The sequence below is a fragment of the Paraburkholderia sp. BCC1876 genome (assembly GCF_902833695.1).
GTDB lineage: Bacteria > Pseudomonadota > Gammaproteobacteria > Burkholderiales > Burkholderiaceae > Paraburkholderia.
In genome coordinates this window covers 1,146,152-1,162,895 of record NZ_CADFGI010000001.1, presented here as the reverse complement: position 1 = coordinate 1,162,895, position 16,744 = coordinate 1,146,152, and the positions used below count along the sequence as shown (strand labels likewise).

The window sequence follows — 16,744 nt, the reverse complement described above, 5'->3', positions numbered from 1 at the left end:
TAAGAGGCCGATTCCCTGAAATCCCCCGTAGACGTTTCGTTGCGGGGGATTTTCTTTTGCCGGGATGTTTGCGGAGACAGCGATGGTGACGAATCAGAGAAGATTCGGGTCCACTAAACTTTCGCTCGTTGTGCGTGCCGTTCGTCCTTGTGGAACCCGGCTGACGTCAGCGAGCTATCGCCGCCGGATTGCTCCGGCATGTACCGCATCGCCTCTTCCTTGCCGGTGATGAGCACGCCGAGCCCAAGGCCAGAGAGCATTAGAAGAAGGCGGTCGACACCCACGAAATTGCCGTTTTCCAACCGTGAGAGGACATTCACCGCCACGCCGCAGGCGTGTGCGGCGTCGTCGATGCGCAGCGCCAATGATAAGCGACGGTTACGGACAAGCTCGCCCAAGGTGTCGAGGTCTAGCACTGTGGGCCGCGTTGAGAGCCTGGGGTTTCGAGAGAACGAGCCATAGTTTCCAATATTGGAAATAATCGAAGATTCGCGGGTGGGCCCTATGCACGTTTCCAATTTGGGAAACAATGGCAGAAACCCTTTGTGCCGACGAATTATTTCCCATATGGGAAACTTTAATGGTGAAGAAAAGAGACTGGGAGATGAGGCCGGCGCTTCCGCTTCCCACCCCCTCACGCATCCGCCCAACGCCGCAGCAGATTGTGATAAACGCCGGTCAGACTAATCACCGTCGCATCGTTCGCCCCCTTCTCGGCCGTGAGACGCTGCACGTCGTTGTCGAGCTGGAACAACAGCGCGCGCTCGCCGTCGTCGCGCACCATGCTTTGAATCCAGAAGAACGACGCGACCCGCACGCCGCGCGTGACGGCGCTGACGTGATGCAGGCTCGAAGCGGGGTAGAGCACCATGTCGCCGGCCGGCAGTTTGGCGCGATGCACGCCGTACGTATCTTCAATGCAGAGTTCACCGCCGTCGTACGACTCCGGCTCGGCGAGAAAAAGCGTGGCCGACAGATCGCTGCGAATCCGGAAGTCGGTGCCGCGCAATTGGCGGATCGCGTTGTCCACGTGCGTGCCGAAGCCGTCGCCGCCGGCGTAGCGGTTGAAGAGCGGCGGAAATACCTTGAGCGGCAACGCGGCGGAAAAGAAACGCGCATGGCGCCCGAGCGCGTCCTGAATCGCGTCGCCCACCGCGCGTGCGGCGGGCGAGCCTTCCGCTAACTGCTGGTTGCGTTTGGCTTGCGCCGACTGCGCGCCGGAAGTCGCGTTACCGTCGATCCATTGCGCCGCGTCGAGAGCGTCGCGGCATTGCGCGACCTGCGCTTTGCTGAGCACGCCGGGAAGATGCAGCATCATGCGCGCAACTCCCGTGTCGGGTTCATCGTGGCGCCGAACGTTGCTAGCTTGCTCGCGGGGCTCTCGGTATTGAAATCTTCCGCCAGAGCGCGAAATGCTTTCACCGGCGAAGCGGCCAGCCACGTTCGCATCTTCGCGACGAACGCCACGGTGCCCGTTTGCGGCACGCGCCGCAGCCAGTGCAACGCGCTCTCGATCTCGCCGCGCGCGGCCAGCAGCCGTGCGTAATTGAACTGTCCGCGAAAATCGCCGCCTTCCGCCGCGCGGCGGTAGTAGTCGAACGCGATGCTTGCGTCCGCATCGACTTCCCAGCCGTCCTCGTAAAAGCTGCCGACGAAGTTGAGCGACTTCACATGGCCGAGTTCGGCGGCATGCTGAAACCACTGCAACGCTTGCGCCCGATCGGCTTCGACGCCGTTGCCGAGCGCCAACGTCGACGCATAGTTGTACATGCCCCAATCGAGTCCGGCCCGCGCCGCGAGCCGGTACCAATACACCGCGACCGACGCGCAGGCAGCGGTGCCCCAGCCGTGCTCGTAGCAGCGGCCGAGCATGTTCATCGCCATCGGATGATCCCGGCGCGCCGCGTGGGTGAACCACGTGAAGGCTTCGCCGGCATCGTGCTCTACGCCATGTCCGTCGAGCAGATACTGACCGTAGACGGCCTGCGCTTCGACAATGCCGTTTTGCGCGGCCGCCGCGACCCACGCGGCGGCCTGCACAGGCGGCCCGGCGAGAATCGCGGCGAGTTCGTCATGCGACACGCTCGCCAACGCCTTCACGCTCACCCGTTCCATCGCGCCGCTGCCTAGTAATGCGCGTTGAGCGTCAGGAACGCCGAACGCCCGGCGGCGATCGACGCGTAATGCGCCGGATACGCCTGGTCGTAATACGTCCGGTTGAAGATGTTCTGCACGTTCAGTTGCAGATCGACCTTCTTGTTGATCCGGTACGTCGCCACGCCGTCGAAGCGCCAGTAAGACGGCACCGCGCGCAGGTTCGCCGTGTCGCCGTAAACCTGCGACATATAGAATGCGCCGCCGCCGATCGTGAACTTCGGCAAGACGTCGTAGGTGGTCCACAAACTGATGCTGTTCTTCGGCGTATTGGGGAACTGATGGCCGTTGTCCGACGTGGTCTTGCCGTTGTCGCGCAACTCGCTCTTCATGTACGTGTAGCCGCCGAACACTTGCCACTTGTTCGTCAGTTGACCCGCCACGCCGAATTCGACACCTTGCACGCGCTTGTTGCCCACCATCGCGTATTCGTTGTTCGGCAGCGTGACGCGCGCATTGGTCGTGTCGATCTGGAACAGCGCGCCGGTCAGCGAGAGCTTGTTGTCCAGCACATTCCACTTGGTGCCGAGTTCGATGCTGCGGTTCTTTTCCGGCGCGAGTTGGGCGGCGTTTGCGCCTACGCCGCCGCGGCCCGGCGTCAACGACTGCGTTTCGCTGCCCTGGCCGAGCAGGGCGCCGGCGGGTGTCGACGACGTCGCGATCGACGCGTAGACGCTGCCGTTCGAGGCCGGTTTGAAGACGAGACCGAACTGGTAGTTGAACAGCGTGTCGTCGCGCGAAACGCGATTGCCGCCGTTGGCCACCGTGTTACGCAGATCGGTCGAGTAATCGTCGACGCGCAGGCCGACGTTCGCCTGCCAGCGCTTCGTCAATTCGATCGTGTCGAACGCGTACACCGATTTGGTGACAGTGCGCTGTTCGCTCGGGTCGTTGGTCTGACGCACGGAACCGGCCCACGGGTCGTTCGGATTCGGCGACCACAGGCTCGTGCAGTTATAGCCCGCCGCCGCGCCAATGCCCCTGGTCTTGCAGATCGCGCCGGTCGCCGCGGCCACCGTGTACGAATCGTTCACGCTGGTTTCGCGTGACACTTCGAGGCCGGTGGTGAAGCTGTGCTTGAGGAAGCCCGTCTTGAACTCGCCGAACAATTCGGTCTGATTCGCGAGACTGTAGACGTCGCTCGCCCGCGTGTTCGCGCGGCGCCACACCATGCCGTTCAGCACGTTGCCCTGGCTATCGTCGGGCTGCGTCCAGATGTAGTCCTGGGTCGCCTTCGTATAGCGCGTGGTGTTGCGGATCGTCAGATTGCTGTTGATGTCGTGCTCAATACGCACCGTGCCGATGTCCGAAGTCGTCTTGCGGAAATCGCGGTCGATCAGGCCGTAGAAGTTGTGACGGTCCACGTTGGCCGGATAGATCGTGCCGACGTTGGCCGGCTTGTTGGTGGTCGTGTAGAAATACGGAATGCCGCTGTCCGGCAGGTCGTCGGTGGCGAGGTGGTAGTAGCTCGCGGTGACGCGGGTCGGCGTGCCGAGCCCGTAGGTGAACGACGGCGCGATGCCCCAGCGCTCGTTGTTGACGGCGTCGCGGCCTGGCACGTCGTTGTTGTGGCTCATCACGTTCAGGCGGAACGCCGCGTGATCGGCCATTTGCCAGTTGCCGTCGGCGGTGAAGCGGCGGTAACGGTCGGTGCCGAGACCCGCACTGCCGTCGGCGGAATTGCCCAGGTGCGGGGCCTTGGTGATCAGGTTGATGCTGCCGCCCGCGCCGCCACGGCCGCCGTAGGCGCCGTCCGAACCCTTGGTGACTTCGACACTTTCGATGTTGAACACTTCGTGGGTGGTCGCGCCGACATCGCGCATGCCGTCGATGAACGTGCTGCCCTGGGCGTCGTAGCCGCGAATGAACGGCCGGTCGCCGAGCGGGTTGCCGCCTTCGCCAGCGCCGAAGGTGATGCCCGGCACGGTGCGCAGCGCTTCGGTCAGCGTCGCGGCGCCGGTGCTCTTGATCAACTCCTGCGGAATCACGGTCACCGACTTCGGCGTGTCGACGAGCGGTGCTGTGAATTTGTCCGACGCTGAGCGATCGGTCTTGAAGCCGTGGTCCGTCTGACCCTGCACGGCGATCGGCGCAAGCTGACTCTCCTTGTCGGGCGGCGCCGTGCCGGCGGTGCCCTGCGCCAGAGCAGGGCCGGCGGCCAGCATGCCGCACAGTGTCGTGCTGATTTTCCCGAGCTTCGGTTCGTCGGACCGCAACTTCATTTTTTTCCCCGTCGAGTGCTGGCGACCCGGGAGGCCGTTTCACGAACCTTACCCGGTCATTCCATGTTTATTACAAAGTGTTTGCGGCGTGCATTCTATGCAATGCGGTTGTAATTGAGAAGCGTTCTCAACGGAAAATGTGCGGGCAGGACGGGGAAGGGGGGATTGGCGTCGGCGTACTTGCTCGAAGATGGCCGAGTTTGAGCCAGGAAGGGCGGGATATAAGGCTGTCGGTAAGGCGCGCGACGGCGTCTGATCGTTTAAATGTCTGGTGTGGTTTTTTGCCACCCGTCCTGCCGGCAATCTAGAACCGCTCCACCCTGAACGGCCGGGGATCGACCACCGTCTCCTCGCCCGTCATCATTTCGGCGATCAGGCGACCCGTGATCGGGCCCAGCGTCAATCCGTGATGCGCGTGACCGAACGCGAGCCACAAGTCCCGATGCTTTCTCGCGGGTCCGATGATCGGCATCATGTCGGGCGTGCAGGGACGGCGTCCCATCCACGGTTCGTCGTCCAGTCGCTCGCCGAGCGGGAACAGTTTGCGTGCAAACGGTTCGACCGCGGCGAGTTGCGTCGGCGTTTTGGGCGCATCGTACAAGGCGATTTCCGCGCCGGTGGTCAGGCGGATGCCTCGCGCCATCGGCGCGAGCACGTAGCCGGTTTCGGCATCCAGCACCGGATGATTCAAACGGGCCGCTCCGTGCGGCGCGTAGTGCATGTGATATCCGCGTTTGACGGCGAGCGGCAGGCGGTAACCCAGCCGTGTGGTCAGCAGATCCGACCACGGTCCCAACGCGACGACCGCCGATTGCGCCGCGATCGTTCCCGCTTGCGTATCGACCTCCCAACCCTCGCGAAGCGTGTCCGCATCGCCGATAAAAAAGCGGCCGCCCAGCGCTTCGAAATACTTCGTGTAGGCGGTGACGAGCGCATGCGGATCGCTCACTGAATCGGACTCGGGATAACGCACCGCGCCGAGCAGGGTCTTGTCGAGATCGGGCTCCGTCTGCTGCAGACGAACGGCGTCGAGCGCGTCGAACTCGACGCCGTACTCGGCGTGCCAGCGTTCGGCGACATGGATTTCCTTGTCGTGAGCCGCTGCGCTGCGAAACACCTTCATCCAGCCGATCGGGCGCAACAACGCGCTCGCGTCGGCCGCGGCGGCCAGCGCGCGGTGCTCGCTCACGCTGCGTTCGATCAGCGTCGAATACGACTTCGCGATCGCCGCGTGCGTGGCGGGATGCGAATTGCGCCAGTATTGCCACAGGAACGGCGCGACCTTGAACAGGGCGGCGGCATGGTAACGAACGTCCGGCGACTGGTTGCGCGCGTAGCGAAGCAAGGTGTCCAGGTCGCGCGGAAACGCGTACGGATAGACGCCTTCGCGCTGGATCAAGCCGGCGTTGCCGAACGACGTCTCATTGCCCGGCAGCTTGCGATCGACCAATGCGACCTGGCGACCGCGCTTCTGCAGATGCACGGCGACGCACACGCCGACAATGCCCGCGCCGAGTACCACGGTGTCGAATGGAATGCGGTTCATTGGCCTCGCCCGAAGTCGCTGTGTTCGAATAATTCCACGACCCACTCCACGAACGCCCGGGTCGCGCCGCTCGCGTTGCGGCCATCCGGATAGACGATCGAGACCGGCACCGGCGAGCTTCTCGCGTCGGCCAGCACTTCCTTCAGGCGGCCCGATTGAAGATACGGCAACGCGACGAACTCCGACAGTTGGATCAACCCCAATCCTTCGAGACCGCATTGCAGATAGGCCTCGGTTTCGTTGACGGCGAAGCGGCTCGGCATGCTCAGCGTGAGCTGCTCGCCCTGCACATGAAAGCGCCAGTCGAGCGGCCGGCCGGTCGCGTTCGAGATGTAGTTGACCGCACGGTGAGCGGCCAGCGAGGCCACGGTAGCGGGTTCGCCGTGCTCCTTCAGATAGCGCGGCGACGCGCAGGTAATCCAGTTCAACTGCCCGACGCGACGGCCGGTCAGTGTCGAATCCGCCAGCGCGCCGGTGCGAATCACGCAATCGATGCCGTCGTAGATCAGGTCGGCGGGGCGGTCGCTCAGACCGAGCACGAGTTCGATGCCGGGAAAGCGCTGCTCGAAATCCCTGAGCCGCGGCAACACCAGGCCGCGGCCGATCACCCCCGGCATGTCCGCTCGCACGCGTCCGCGCGGCGCGCTGGCGTCGGTCGACAGCTCGCTTTCCGCGCGCACGATCTCCGCGAGGATCGCGCGGCATGACGCGTAGTAGCGCTCGCCCGCGTCGGTCAGACTGAGCGTGCGGGTACTGCGGCGAAGCAGCGCGGCGCCTAGTTCACGTTCCAGCTGCTTGATGATTGTCGTGACCGACGAACGCGGCAGCGCGAGCGTTTCGGCGGCCTTGCTGAAGCTTTGAGCTTCGACGATGCGCACAAACGTGGTCATCGCTTGAAGTTTGTCCATGGGCCGGGCACCTGTGCGGTTCGTGTCGCGCTGTCCGTGAGCGCGTTGAAGCGGGGTTCATCTTACAGGGATACCCCCGCGCGTTGCGCGTGGCCGGCGCGATGTTTACACGCGGCCAAACCCGGCGTTCGGGACACTCGCGTTGTCAATTCCGTAGCGGCGAACAATGCCGATGCACCCCGCCACTAGACTCCAGATCGTCAGGCCGACTCCTGCCTGAAGCCACTTCGAAATACCGCGCGGGTAACGGCGAATCACGTTTGCGCCCGCACGGTTTTCAAACCTCGCTTTTCAACGTTATCGCCTGTCAGAAAAGGTCACCACCATGTCGCATCCTCAATCCATTCTCGTCCTCGGCGCCGGTGAGCTCGGCATGGCCGTCTTGCGCAGTCTCGCGCGCCGTGCCGCAGTGAAACCAGGCGTGTCGGTCGCCGCGCTGCTGCGCCCATCGGCGCTCGATTCGAACGATCCGACCAGGCAAAAAGACGTCGCCGAACTGCGCGCGCTATCTATCGAACTCGTGCCGGGCGACCTCAACGCGCTGTCCGAGGCGTCGCTTGCCGATCTGTTCCGGCGCTTCGATACGGTGATTTCGTGCACCGGGTTCGTCGGCGGCAAAGGTGTGCAGCTCAAGCTCGCGCGCGCTGCGCTTGAAGCCGGCATCAAACGCTATTTCCCGTGGCAGTTCGGCGTCGACTACGACGTGATCGGCCGGGGCAGCGCGCAGGATCTGTTCGACGAACAACTCGACGTGCGCGATCTGTTGCGCGCGCAACAGAACACGGAATGGGTGATCGTGTCGACGGGCATGTTCACGAGTTTCCTGTTCGAACCGTCGTTCGGCGTGGTGGACTTCGAACGCAATACGGTTCATGCGCTCGGCAGCTGGGACAACGCGGTGACGGTCACCACCGCCGACGATATCGGCAGGCTGACCGCCGAGATTGTCTTCACCGAACCGCGTATTGCGGACGAAATCGTCTACGTGGCGGGCGATACCGTCACTTACGGCCAACTCGCTGACGCTATCGACGCAATGCGCGGCGCGAAATCGCGCCGCGTGGCATGGAGCGTGCCTCAATTGAAGAGCGAACTCGCGACGCAGCCGGACGACTCGCTGCGCAAATACCGCGTGGTGTTCGCCGAAGGGGCGGGCGTGTCGTGGCACAAGGAGCGCACCTTCAACGCGCAACAGCAGCTCGACGTCTGCTCGATGGAGCAATGGATGCGCGAAAACCTGCGCTTCGACGCGAGCGTTTCGCCCCAGTAAAGCCGCGTTGTCACCCACCGGCGCGGCACGTTGAAGCCCGCTTCACGGCCGCGCCGCGTCCTTCGAAAACCCTCTCCCGTGGGCCCGCTAAATCGCGCGGCGGCAGCTTCCACCCCGGCAGCGTGTAAACTGCTGACTTTTTTGACTCCGGTGGTATGTTGCAAGCCCCCCAGCGCACAGCTCTCAGCGGCCCGGCGCTCATTCGCCTGTTGGCTCGTCTGGCGGATGTCGATGTCCCCGAATCCCGGCAATCGCTCTCGGACCGGCTTAGCCAATGGCTCGGCTGGACCGACGCTATTGCGCTGTCGTCGGCGCTGAGCGGCGCGCCGCCGGCCGTGCCGGCCGGTGCACGGGTGTTCGGCCGCGCCGAAGAGGACGAATGCGCGCGCGTGCGCGTTTCGCTGATGAAGTCCGTGGCGGGCGACAGCGTGCTCGTGGCGAGCAAGCGGCGCGGATTCGCCAACACGCAGGCCTTTCCGTACGCAAACCCGCACGCAAACCCGCACGCCCACATGTCGTCACAGCCCGCGCCGGCCGACGCGGCGCCCGATTACGCGGTGTTCCGGCAGCGCTACCAGGCGTTGCAGCAGTCGATGGAAACCGCAGTCGGCCCGTTACGCGTGCGCCTGCGCAGCCTGCTGGCCGCGAAAACGCCCGCAATGGCGCGGCTCGCGGTGCTGGACGCCGTCATGGAGCGTGCGCTCGGCGAGCGCGAACGGAATCTGCTGGGCAGCGTGCCGGGTCTGCTGGCCGGGCACTTCGAGCGCCTGCGCGCGGCGGAGCAGGCGACGCTGGCCGCCGCCGTTGCCTCGGACGACGCCGCGGCGGTAACGCCCGGCGCATGGCTGGACGTGTTCCGCAAGGACATGCAGAGCGTGTTGCTTGCTGAACTGGACGTTCGTTTTCAACCGGTCGAAGGGTTGCTCGCGGCTCTTCGCACCAGCTAACTGGGACACTATGTCCAGATATCGTATTGACCTCGTTGTGTTTCTGGCCGGTCTGGCCGCCGTGTGCTGGATCGCTGTGGGTTACCTCGGCTCGAACCCGCTGGCGCTGGCCGTCACCTTGTTGATTGGCGTGTGCTATCTGGCGGGCTCGCTCGAACTGCATCGTTACAACCAGGCGACCGGCACATTGACGCGCGCCGTCGCGGACCTGTCCGGACCGCCCTCGAGTCTGGGCGGCTGGCTCGACGCGTTGCATCCGAGCTTGCGCAACGCGGCGCGTTTGCGTGTCGAAGGCGAGCGGGTGGCCTTGCCCGGCCCCGCGCTCGCACCGTATCTGGTCGGCCTGCTGGTGTTGCTGGGCATGCTCGGCACGCTGCTCGGCATGGTCGCGACCTTGCGCGGCACCGGCATGGCGCTGGAAAGCTCGACCGATCTGCAAGCGATCCGCGCTTCGCTGGCCGCGCCGGTGAAGGGTCTGGGATTCGCATTCGGCACGTCGATCGCGGGCGTGTCCACCTCCGCGATGCTCGGGCTGCTGGCCGCGCTGTGCCGTCGCGAACGGTTGCAGGCGGCGCAAGCGCTCGACCTGAAGATCGCGACCAGCTTGCGCGTCTATTCGCAGGCTCATCAGCGCGACGAGAGTTTCCGGCTGCTGCAACGGCAAGCCGATGTGATGCCCGCACTGGTCGACCGCTTGCAGTCGATGATGTCGGCCATCGAACAGCAGAGCCTCGCGTTGAACGAGCGCCAGGTGGCCAGTCAGGAGGCGTTTCATGGCAAAGCCGAGGCTGCTTATACGCGGCTGGCCGCGTCTGTCGAGCAATCGTTGAAGGAGAGTGTTGCCGACAGCACGCGCGCGGCCGGCGCGGCGTTGCAGCCGGTGATGGAAGCAACCATGGCCGGTCTCGCGCGCGAAACCACCGCGTTGCACGATAGCGTTTCGCACGCCGTGCAGCGGCAACTGGACGGGTTGTCGAGCGGTTTTGAAGCGACGGCCGTGAACGTGGCCGATATCTGGAACAAGGCGCTGGCCGCACATCAGCGTTCGAGCGAGGAACTGACGGAGCATCTGCGGGCAACGCTAGATCGCTTCACGGAAACGTTCGAGCAACGCTCGGCCGGTCTGCTCGACGGCGTGTCCGCGCGGCTGGATGCCACCGCGCAGGGCGTGTCGCAGGCGTGGAACGACGCGTTGTCGCGGCAGGAGCGTGTCGGCGAGACGCTCGCGGACAACAATCGGCAGGCGTTGGCGGCCGCTGCGGCGAGTTTCGAGCAGCATTCGGTGTCTTTGCTCGCCAATGTCGGCGAGTCGCATGCGAATCTGCAGACGGCGCTGGGCGCGCGGGACGAACAGCGGCTGGCGGCCTGGACCGAACAGCTCGGTTCGATGGCCGTTGCGTTGAACGAGACGTGGGAGCAGACGGGCGAACGCACCGCGAGCCGTCAGCAGCAAATCTGCACGACGCTGGAACAAACCGCGCGCGATATCGCGGCGCAAACGCAAACGCATGCGAGCGCAACGATCGCCGAAATCGGTCGTCTCGTGGATGCCGCTGCGGAAGCCCCCAAAGCCGCCGCGAATCTGCGCACGGAACTGGCGGCGCAAGATGAACAACGTCTGGCCACATGGACCGGAAAACTCGATTCGATGGCAGTCGCATTGAGCGAGAAGTGGGAGCAAGCCGGCGAGCGTACCGCGACCCGTCAGCAGGAAATCTGCGCGACGCTGGAGCAAACCGCGCGCGACATGTCGGCTCAGACGCAGGCGCACGCGAGCGAGACGATCGCCGAGATCGGGCAACTGGTGCAGGCTGCGTCGGAAGCGCCGAAAGCCGCGGCTGAAGTCGTCGCCGAATTGCGGCAGAAACTGTCCGACAGCATGGTCCGCGATACCGCGATGTTGCAGGAGCGCGCGCGCTTGCTCGAAACGCTGGAGACGCTGCTCGATGCCGTGAATCACGCGTCCACCGAACAGCGTACGGCCGTCGACGCGCTGGTCGCGACGTCGGCGGATCTGCTGGAGCGGGTGGGCACGCGCTTCACCGACAAGGTCGAACTCGAAACCGGCAAGCTCGGCGAGATCGCCGCGCAGGTGAGCGGCAGCGCCGTCGAAGTGGCGAGCCTCGGCGAAGCGTTCGGCAGCGCCGTGCAGGTGTTCGGCGAATCGAACGACAAGCTGGTCACGCATCTGGAGCGGATCGAAGCCGCGCTCGACAAGTCGCTTGCACGCAGTGACGAACAGTTGGCGTATTACGTGGCGCAGGCGCGGGAAGTTGTCGACCTGAGCGTGATGTCGCAGAAGCAGATCGTCGAGGATCTGCAGCACCTCGCCGGGCAGCGCGCTTCGGCCGGAGCTGACGCCGCATGAGCGAGGAAATCGACGGCGGCGTAGAGACCACCGCGCCGATCTGGCCGGTTTTCGGCGATTTGATGTCGGTGCTGCTGGGCGCGTTCGTGCTGATCCTGGTGGGCGTCATCGGCGTGCAACTCGAACTGTCGACCAAGCTGGAGCAGGAGGTCAAGCAGCGTCAGGTGGAAACGCAGCGCCGCAAGACGCTCGAGCAGGCGCTCGCGGGTCCGCTGGCGGCGGGCCGCGTGACACTGGTCAACGGACGTATCGGCATTAGCGGCAATGTGTTGTTCGCGCTGAACTCCGACCAGTTGCAGCCCGAAGGCCGCGAGTTGTTGAAGAGCCTGGCCGGGCCGCTCACGGCGTATCTGCATGCCCGCGACGAAATTCTGATGGTGAGCGGTTTTACCGACGACCGGCAGGTGCGCGAGGCGAACCGTCGTTTTGCGGACAACTGGGAACTGTCGGCGCAGCGCGCGCTGACGGTGACGCGGGCACTGATCGATGACGGCGTGCCGGCGGCTTCGGTCTTCGCGGCGGCGTTCGGTTCGCAGCAGCCGGTGGGTTCGAACGCGGACGATCAGGGGCGGGCGAAGAACCGGCGGGTGGAAATCGCGCCGGTGCCGGGGCCGGCGAATGCGGCGGGGAAGGCGCGTGAGTGAGCGAGAAGGGGGGAGCGGCGTGGTGAACGCGGTGAGCGAGGCAAGCGCCGCGCTCGACGCATGGCGCGCGTGCCACGCCGATCGCTTCGACCCGATCCGCTTCCATTTCATCGACGCGCTGGCACGTCGCGCGGCTAATCATAATGGCGCGGCGCGGCGTATCCTGGACGCGAAGCTGGCGATGTTGATCGAAGCCTATGCCGCGGATTTACAGCGGGCCGAAACTTCAACAGCCGAAAGCGGCACTGCGGCCGCTGACCGCCCCGCTCGAAGCGCGCTCGCCGAATTGACCGGGCACATCGTCAGTCAGGCGCCAACGGAAGGCGAGCAACGCGTCGTCGCCCACGGTCTGCCTACCGCCGCGTCGTATCCGGAACTGGCGGCGCTCGATCACTTCCGGGAAATCTGGTCGAAGGTTCGGACCGAGAAACAGCTACGTCAGTCGCTGGAGCAAGTGCCTGGTAACGCCGGACCGCTCAATTCGAGCAGCCTGGTGCATCGTTCGCTTTCGCTGATGCGCGAGTTGTCGCCGGGCTATCTCAAGCAGTTTCTCGCTTACGTCGACGCGTTGTCGTGGATGGAGCAGATGAACGGTGGCCCGCCCGCGGGTAAAGACGCGCCTCGCGCAGCGAGCGCCGGTAAGAGCGCTCGCGGTAAAGCACGCTGATTGCGCTTGCGGCGTTGCATCGCACCGCCCGGTGCGTCGCAACCGTGCCGTGTAACGCGCAACCCCGAACCCCACGCTCAATCGAAATCGAACACGTCGAAGATCGAGCGCTTTTTCTTGTATCCCCGATACCCCGTACGATGCTCGTCGCGCCCGCGATGGCTGTCGTACGCGTGATCCCTGTCGCGCTCGCGATAGTCGTCCCGGCCCGCGCGTACCGTTGCGGGCGCATCGAGATTCGCGTCGTCCTGCGCAATCAGTTTGTCGAGTTCACCGCGATCGAGCCAGACGCCCCGGCAGTCCGGGCAGTAGTCGATTTCGATCGAGCGGCGCTCGGTCATCAGCAGGTCGGTGGTTTTGCAGACGGGGCATTTCATGGTGTCGCTCCTCAAGAGTACAAAAACATAGAACGCTCAGGTTCACGCGGTCGATCATTCGCTGCTGCTGGCGATCTGCTTCGATTTCGCCCGGCGCACCATCATGTTCATCCCTTCGACGAACGCGGAGAACGCCATCGCCACGTAGATATAAGCCTTCGGCACGTGGGAGCCGAAACCTTCGGCGATCAGCGTCATACCGATCACGAGCAGGAAGCTGAGCGCCAGTATCACGATGGTCGGATTACGCTCGATAAAGCGCGACAGCGGCTGTGCAGCGAACAACATCACCATGACGGCGGCAATCACCGCGATAAACATGATCGGCATGTGTTCGGTCATGCCGACCGCGGTGATGATGCTGTCCACCGAGAACACGATATCGAGCACGAGGATCTGGCCGATCGCAGCCGCCGCGGTCAACTGGATCGTCGAACTCGCTTTGCCGCTGACGTCGTCCTCGTGAGTGACGTGGTGCCGGATTTCGCCGGTCGCCTTCCAGACGAGGAACAGACCGCCGGCGAGCAGAATCAGATCGCGCCAGGAGAACGCATGGCCGAACAGCGCGAACGCGGGTGCGGTCAATTGCGCGATCCACGCCACCGTGCCGAGCAAAGCGAGTCGCAACACGAGCGCGAGCATGATGCCGATCCGCTGGGTGCGGGCGCGTTGCGCTTCGGGCAGCTTGTTGCTAAGGATCGAGATGAAGATCAGATTGTCGATGCCGAGCACGATTTCCATCACCACCAGCGTGAGGAGCGCGGCCCATGCGGCGGGATCGGCGAAGAGTACGAGCAAAGTGTCCATGGGAGTCGTCAGAAAATGGAGGCGTCAAACGTTGCGGTAGAGCTATCTTCGCCGTTATCGAGGTTCGGATAAATCAGTGATAAGCTGATCGATACATCGGTTTTTACGAAGTGTTTCCGACATGCTCAACTACCGTCACCTCTACTATTTCTGGATCGTCGTGAAGGAGGGCGGCTTTGCGCGCGCGGCCGAGCACCTCGACATGGCGGTCCAGACCATCAGCGCGCAGGTGCGCGAACTGGAAAAATCGATCGGCCGCCAGTTGCTGAAACCGGCCGGGCGCGGCGTCACGATGACCGAGGCCGGCGAAACGGCCTTCAATCGCGCCGAGCAGATCTTCCAGATCGGCGAAGCTTTACTCGACGAAATGCGCGAGCCCAGCGGCGAAGGCTTGGCGCGGCTGGCGGTCGGCCTCTCCGACGGCATTTCCAAGCTCGCGGCGCACGCGCTCCTCGCGCCGGTGCTGGGCACGCCGTCGCTCAGGCTGCTCTGTCACGAGGGCGAGCATTCGCAACTGCTGTCGGAGCTCGCGCTGCATCGGCTCGATCTCGTGCTCGCGTGTCAGCCCGCGCCGCATGACACCGACCTGCGGGTGTTCAGTCAGCGTCTCGTCGGCTCGCCGGTCGATTGGTATGGTCCCGCGGAAATCGTGCGCAAAGCCACGCGCGCGGGCTTTCCGCAGTGTCTCGCGGAGATCCCCGTGCTGCTGCCCACGCGGCACGCGGCGTTGCGCGCGCGGCTCGACCGCTGGTTCGAGGCGGCCGGCATCCGGCCGCGCGTCGTCGGCGAATTCGAGGACAGCGCGTTGATGGCGGTGTTCGCGGCGCGCGGGCTCGGCGTGTTCCCGCTCGCGGAGCTGGGCGCTGAAGACCTGACGCTGCTGCGCGGCGTGCGCTGGCTCGGCCGCGCGGAAGGCGTGGTCGAAGAGATCCACGCGATCCGGTCGCGGCGCGGGCAACATCATGCGCTCGCCTCTCAGGTGCTGGCCGCCGTGCGTTCGTAAGCGCGCGGCGCGCGCAGCAGCGCGCCGTGCCGGCTCAGCAGCGGGTTGGGTTGCGGCCCCCACGCGTTGAGAATGGCGGCGAGCAAGGCGATTTCGCCATCCGCCAGGTGGTTGTCCGCGATCGTGACGGCAATACACAGGCGGATCACCTTGGCGCGCAGCTTGGGGTCGTCGATTTCGGCGATCAGCTCGGTGAGCATGGGTTCGTCGAGCGGGCCGACCGTGGGCGCGAGCGACGTCTGCGCGCCGGAGTGGTCTTCACACATCGCCTGAACGATCTGCGCGAATTGCGCCGGGGCGAGGCCGAGTTGACCGGCTATATCGAGCCTGTCGAGGGCGCGCTCCTCCGAACTGCAGACGTGGCCGTCGGCGGTGAGGGCGAGCGCGACGATACGGGCTGCGGCTTGAGGGCTGTTACGGGGATAGGTTCGCATGATCGGGTTCCTTTCGCGGACGGTGTCCGCTGTGGTGATGAACCTCAGTCTGCGTGATGCGACGAATCGGATAAACCTGCTAATTGCGAAGTGACAGTTCGGAAACACCGAAGCAATTTCATTCAGTGTGATGCAGTGAAAACGGCTGCCAGGCCGAAACCCGGCAACCGCTTTTACCGCCTGCGCGTGAACAGCCGCTTAGAACGCGTGACGCATCCCGACCGTGACCGCCACCTGCGAGTTCGTCGACGACGGCGACAGCGTGTTGATCATTGCGTGCGAGAGCACGGAGTCGGCCGGCGCACCATGCACGTTCTGGTAGACGCCCTCCAGATAGAAGTCCGTGCGCTTGCTGAGCGCGTAATCGGTCTGCAGCATGGCGGTGTTCCAGCCCGGCGACGAGCCGTTATACGCGCCGCGCGTGTAGGTGTATTCGCCGGACACAGTCAACGCCGGTGTGAGCGCGTATTTCGCGTTCACTTCGTAGTTGTCCATGCGCAGCGACCCGGCGAGGCTGCCGGCGGAGGCGTCGTTCGCGCCCAGATAGCTGCCGGTGCCGAACGAGAACACGCCCGACGCGTTGTCGATCTGCGTATGGCTCCAGACCAGCCCGACGGTGGCCGGCCCGAACGTGTAGTTACCGCCGAGCGACCAGATGCGCTGCCGTTGCGCGAGGAAGTTCGCGCTCGTATCGCTCGCGGTCGTCGCGCCGCTGCCGTTGCCGGCATTATTGAATTGCAGGTAGCCGGCGGCCAGATTCACGGGACCCATCGCATACGAGAGGCCGAATCCGTACGAACGGTTGTTCGCGAAGTCGCCGGCTTTGTTGCTGAACGAGTACATGGTTTCGAACGTGACGCCGCGATAAGTCGGGCTCGCGTATTTGACCGAATTGTTGATGACGACCGAGTTTGCCGCGAGGTTGTCGTTCTCGAACGGATGCCCGGCCATGCTGCCGCCCCACGTATTGAACTCCGCCGTGAGCGGTCCCACCAGGTCGTTCATCACGTCGAACTGGCGGCCGAATGTCAGCGTGCCGTACGGATCGCTTTGCAGACCAACCCATGCCTGGGAGCCGAAGCCGTCGCCGGAGAAAGCCTGGGCGCCGTTGTTCAGCAGGAAGCCTTGCTCCAGTTTGAAGATCGCATGCAAGCCGCCGCCGAGATCTTCCGAGCCCTTGAGGCCGAACACCGTGTTCTGCGTCGAACCGGTCACTTGCTGCCAGTTGCTATGACCGAGTTGATTGTTCGTATAGACGAGGCCCGTATCGATGAGCCCGTATAGCGTGACGCTGCTTTGCGCATGCGCGGACATCGTGAAGACGCTGGACAGTGCGACGGCGAGTAAAGACTTTTTCATACGGTTGGAATGAAAATAAATGATGGGTCGAAAAGAAG

Annotated in this window: 16 protein-coding genes; 6 read left to right on the top strand and 10 right to left on the bottom strand. The window is 64.2% G+C overall.

Features of this window, described 5'->3' with window-relative positions:
* Nucleotides 1–113: 113 nt before the first annotated feature.
* The 6 genes from HWY05_RS05055 to HWY05_RS05030 form a co-directional block, all read right to left on the bottom strand.
* Entirely contained in the window at nucleotides 114–416 is a 303-nt protein-coding gene (locus HWY05_RS05055; RefSeq protein ID WP_176057584.1) for a hypothetical protein, read from the bottom strand.
* A 218-nt stretch (nucleotides 417–634) separates the two neighbouring features.
* Entirely contained in the window at nucleotides 635–1,318 is a 684-nt protein-coding gene (locus tag HWY05_RS05050) for a Fe2+-dependent dioxygenase (protein ID WP_176057583.1), read from the bottom strand.
* Entirely contained in the window at nucleotides 1,315–2,115 is an 801-nt protein-coding gene (locus tag HWY05_RS05045; RefSeq protein WP_081936266.1) for a tetratricopeptide repeat protein, read from the bottom strand. Before HWY05_RS05045 ends, HWY05_RS05050 begins: the two co-directional genes overlap by 4 nt.
* Nucleotides 2,116–2,126: 11 nt before the next feature.
* Entirely contained in the window at nucleotides 2,127–4,376 is a 2,250-nt protein-coding gene (locus tag HWY05_RS05040) for a TonB-dependent siderophore receptor (RefSeq protein ID WP_176057582.1), read from the bottom strand.
* 304 nt (nucleotides 4,377–4,680) lie between these two features.
* The gene (locus HWY05_RS05035; RefSeq protein ID WP_176057800.1) at nucleotides 4,681–5,913 is read right to left on the bottom strand and encodes an FAD-binding oxidoreductase; all 1,233 of its coding nucleotides are present in this window, start codon (nucleotides 5,911–5,913) and stop codon (nucleotides 4,681–4,683) included.
* Nucleotides 5,914–5,918: 5 nt separating this feature from the next.
* Nucleotides 5,919–6,830 (bottom strand): LysR family transcriptional regulator, encoded by a 912-nt coding sequence (locus HWY05_RS05030; RefSeq protein ID WP_176057581.1) that lies wholly within the window; start codon nucleotides 6,828–6,830, stop codon nucleotides 5,919–5,921.
* Between the two features lie 325 nt (nucleotides 6,831–7,155).
* Here HWY05_RS05030 and HWY05_RS05025 point away from each other — a divergent pair, with 325 nt between their 5' ends.
* From HWY05_RS05025 to HWY05_RS05005, 5 genes are all read left to right on the top strand, one after another.
* Nucleotides 7,156–8,100 carry an aromatic alcohol reductase gene (locus tag HWY05_RS05025; RefSeq protein ID WP_176057580.1) on the top strand — a complete coding sequence of 315 codons (945 nt, stop codon included), beginning with the start codon at nucleotides 7,156–7,158 and terminating at the stop codon, nucleotides 8,098–8,100.
* A 155-nt stretch (nucleotides 8,101–8,255) separates the two neighbouring features.
* The gene (locus HWY05_RS05020) at nucleotides 8,256–9,047 is read left to right on the top strand and encodes a DUF3348 domain-containing protein (RefSeq protein ID WP_176057579.1); all 792 of its coding nucleotides are present in this window, start codon (nucleotides 8,256–8,258) and stop codon (nucleotides 9,045–9,047) included.
* A 10-nt stretch (nucleotides 9,048–9,057) separates the two neighbouring features.
* On the top strand, nucleotides 9,058–11,415 hold the full coding sequence (locus HWY05_RS05015) for a DUF802 domain-containing protein (RefSeq protein WP_176057578.1): 2,358 nt from the start codon (nucleotides 9,058–9,060) through the stop codon (nucleotides 11,413–11,415).
* Nucleotides 11,412–12,059, top strand: a complete 648-nt coding sequence (locus HWY05_RS05010) for an OmpA family protein (protein WP_035559073.1) — start codon at nucleotides 11,412–11,414, stop codon at nucleotides 12,057–12,059. Before HWY05_RS05015 ends, HWY05_RS05010 begins: the two co-directional genes overlap by 4 nt.
* Nucleotides 12,052–12,726, top strand: a complete 675-nt coding sequence (locus HWY05_RS05005) for a DUF2894 domain-containing protein (RefSeq protein WP_244146493.1) — start codon at nucleotides 12,052–12,054, stop codon at nucleotides 12,724–12,726. Before HWY05_RS05010 ends, HWY05_RS05005 begins: the two co-directional genes overlap by 8 nt.
* 77 nt (nucleotides 12,727–12,803) lie before the next feature.
* Here the strand turns inward: HWY05_RS05005 and HWY05_RS05000 are convergent, their stop codons facing one another.
* On the bottom strand, nucleotides 12,804–13,103 hold the full coding sequence (locus tag HWY05_RS05000; protein WP_035559067.1) for a zf-TFIIB domain-containing protein: 300 nt from the start codon (nucleotides 13,101–13,103) through the stop codon (nucleotides 12,804–12,806).
* A gap of 54 nt (nucleotides 13,104–13,157) precedes the next feature.
* Nucleotides 13,158–13,910 (bottom strand): TerC family protein, encoded by a 753-nt coding sequence (locus HWY05_RS04995; protein ID WP_176057576.1) that lies wholly within the window; start codon nucleotides 13,908–13,910, stop codon nucleotides 13,158–13,160.
* A gap of 121 nt (nucleotides 13,911–14,031) precedes the next feature.
* Here HWY05_RS04995 and HWY05_RS04990 point away from each other — a divergent pair, with 121 nt between their 5' ends.
* Nucleotides 14,032–14,913, top strand: a complete 882-nt coding sequence (locus tag HWY05_RS04990) for a LysR family transcriptional regulator (RefSeq protein WP_176057575.1) — start codon at nucleotides 14,032–14,034, stop codon at nucleotides 14,911–14,913.
* Here HWY05_RS04990 and HWY05_RS04985 read toward each other — a convergent pair.
* Both HWY05_RS04985 and HWY05_RS04980 read right to left on the bottom strand, forming a co-directional pair.
* The gene (locus tag HWY05_RS04985) at nucleotides 14,886–15,347 is read right to left on the bottom strand and encodes a TerB family tellurite resistance protein (RefSeq protein ID WP_035559057.1); all 462 of its coding nucleotides are present in this window, start codon (nucleotides 15,345–15,347) and stop codon (nucleotides 14,886–14,888) included. The genes HWY05_RS04990 and HWY05_RS04985 overlap by 28 nt on opposite strands.
* A 198-nt stretch (nucleotides 15,348–15,545) precedes the next feature.
* Nucleotides 15,546–16,706 carry a porin gene (locus tag HWY05_RS04980; RefSeq protein ID WP_035559054.1) on the bottom strand — a complete coding sequence of 387 codons (1,161 nt, stop codon included), beginning with the start codon at nucleotides 16,704–16,706 and terminating at the stop codon, nucleotides 15,546–15,548.
* Nucleotides 16,707–16,744 lie beyond the last annotated feature (38 nt).

What these genes read in the sequence shown, in the direction of transcription:
- HWY05_RS04990 (WP_176057575.1), top strand. Translation starts at nt 14,032, where the DNA reads ATGCTCAACTACCGTCACCTCTACTATTTCTGGATCGTCGTGAAGGAG.
- HWY05_RS05015 (WP_176057578.1), top strand. Translation starts at nt 9,058, where the DNA reads ATGTCCAGATATCGTATTGACCTCGTTGTGTTTCTGGCCGGTCTGGCC.
- HWY05_RS05030 (WP_176057581.1), bottom strand. Translation starts at nt 6,830, where the DNA reads ATGGACAAACTTCAAGCGATGACCACGTTTGTGCGCATCGTCGAAGCT.
- HWY05_RS05025 (WP_176057580.1), top strand. Translation starts at nt 7,156, where the DNA reads ATGTCGCATCCTCAATCCATTCTCGTCCTCGGCGCCGGTGAGCTCGGC.
- HWY05_RS04985 (WP_035559057.1), bottom strand. Translation starts at nt 15,347, where the DNA reads ATGCGAACCTATCCCCGTAACAGCCCTCAAGCCGCAGCCCGTATCGTC.
- HWY05_RS05045 (WP_081936266.1), bottom strand. Translation starts at nt 2,115, where the DNA reads ATGGAACGGGTGAGCGTGAAGGCGTTGGCGAGCGTGTCGCATGACGAA.
- HWY05_RS04980 (WP_035559054.1), bottom strand. Translation starts at nt 16,706, where the DNA reads ATGAAAAAGTCTTTACTCGCCGTCGCACTGTCCAGCGTCTTCACGATG.
- HWY05_RS04995 (WP_176057576.1), bottom strand. Translation starts at nt 13,910, where the DNA reads ATGGACACTTTGCTCGTACTCTTCGCCGATCCCGCCGCATGGGCCGCG.
- HWY05_RS05040 (WP_176057582.1), bottom strand. Translation starts at nt 4,376, where the DNA reads ATGAAGTTGCGGTCCGACGAACCGAAGCTCGGGAAAATCAGCACGACA.
- HWY05_RS05020 (WP_176057579.1), top strand. Translation starts at nt 8,256, where the DNA reads ATGTTGCAAGCCCCCCAGCGCACAGCTCTCAGCGGCCCGGCGCTCATT.
- HWY05_RS05000 (WP_035559067.1), bottom strand. Translation starts at nt 13,103, where the DNA reads ATGAAATGCCCCGTCTGCAAAACCACCGACCTGCTGATGACCGAGCGC.
- HWY05_RS05050 (WP_176057583.1), bottom strand. Translation starts at nt 1,318, where the DNA reads ATGATGCTGCATCTTCCCGGCGTGCTCAGCAAAGCGCAGGTCGCGCAA.
- HWY05_RS05010 (WP_035559073.1), top strand. Translation starts at nt 11,412, where the DNA reads ATGAGCGAGGAAATCGACGGCGGCGTAGAGACCACCGCGCCGATCTGG.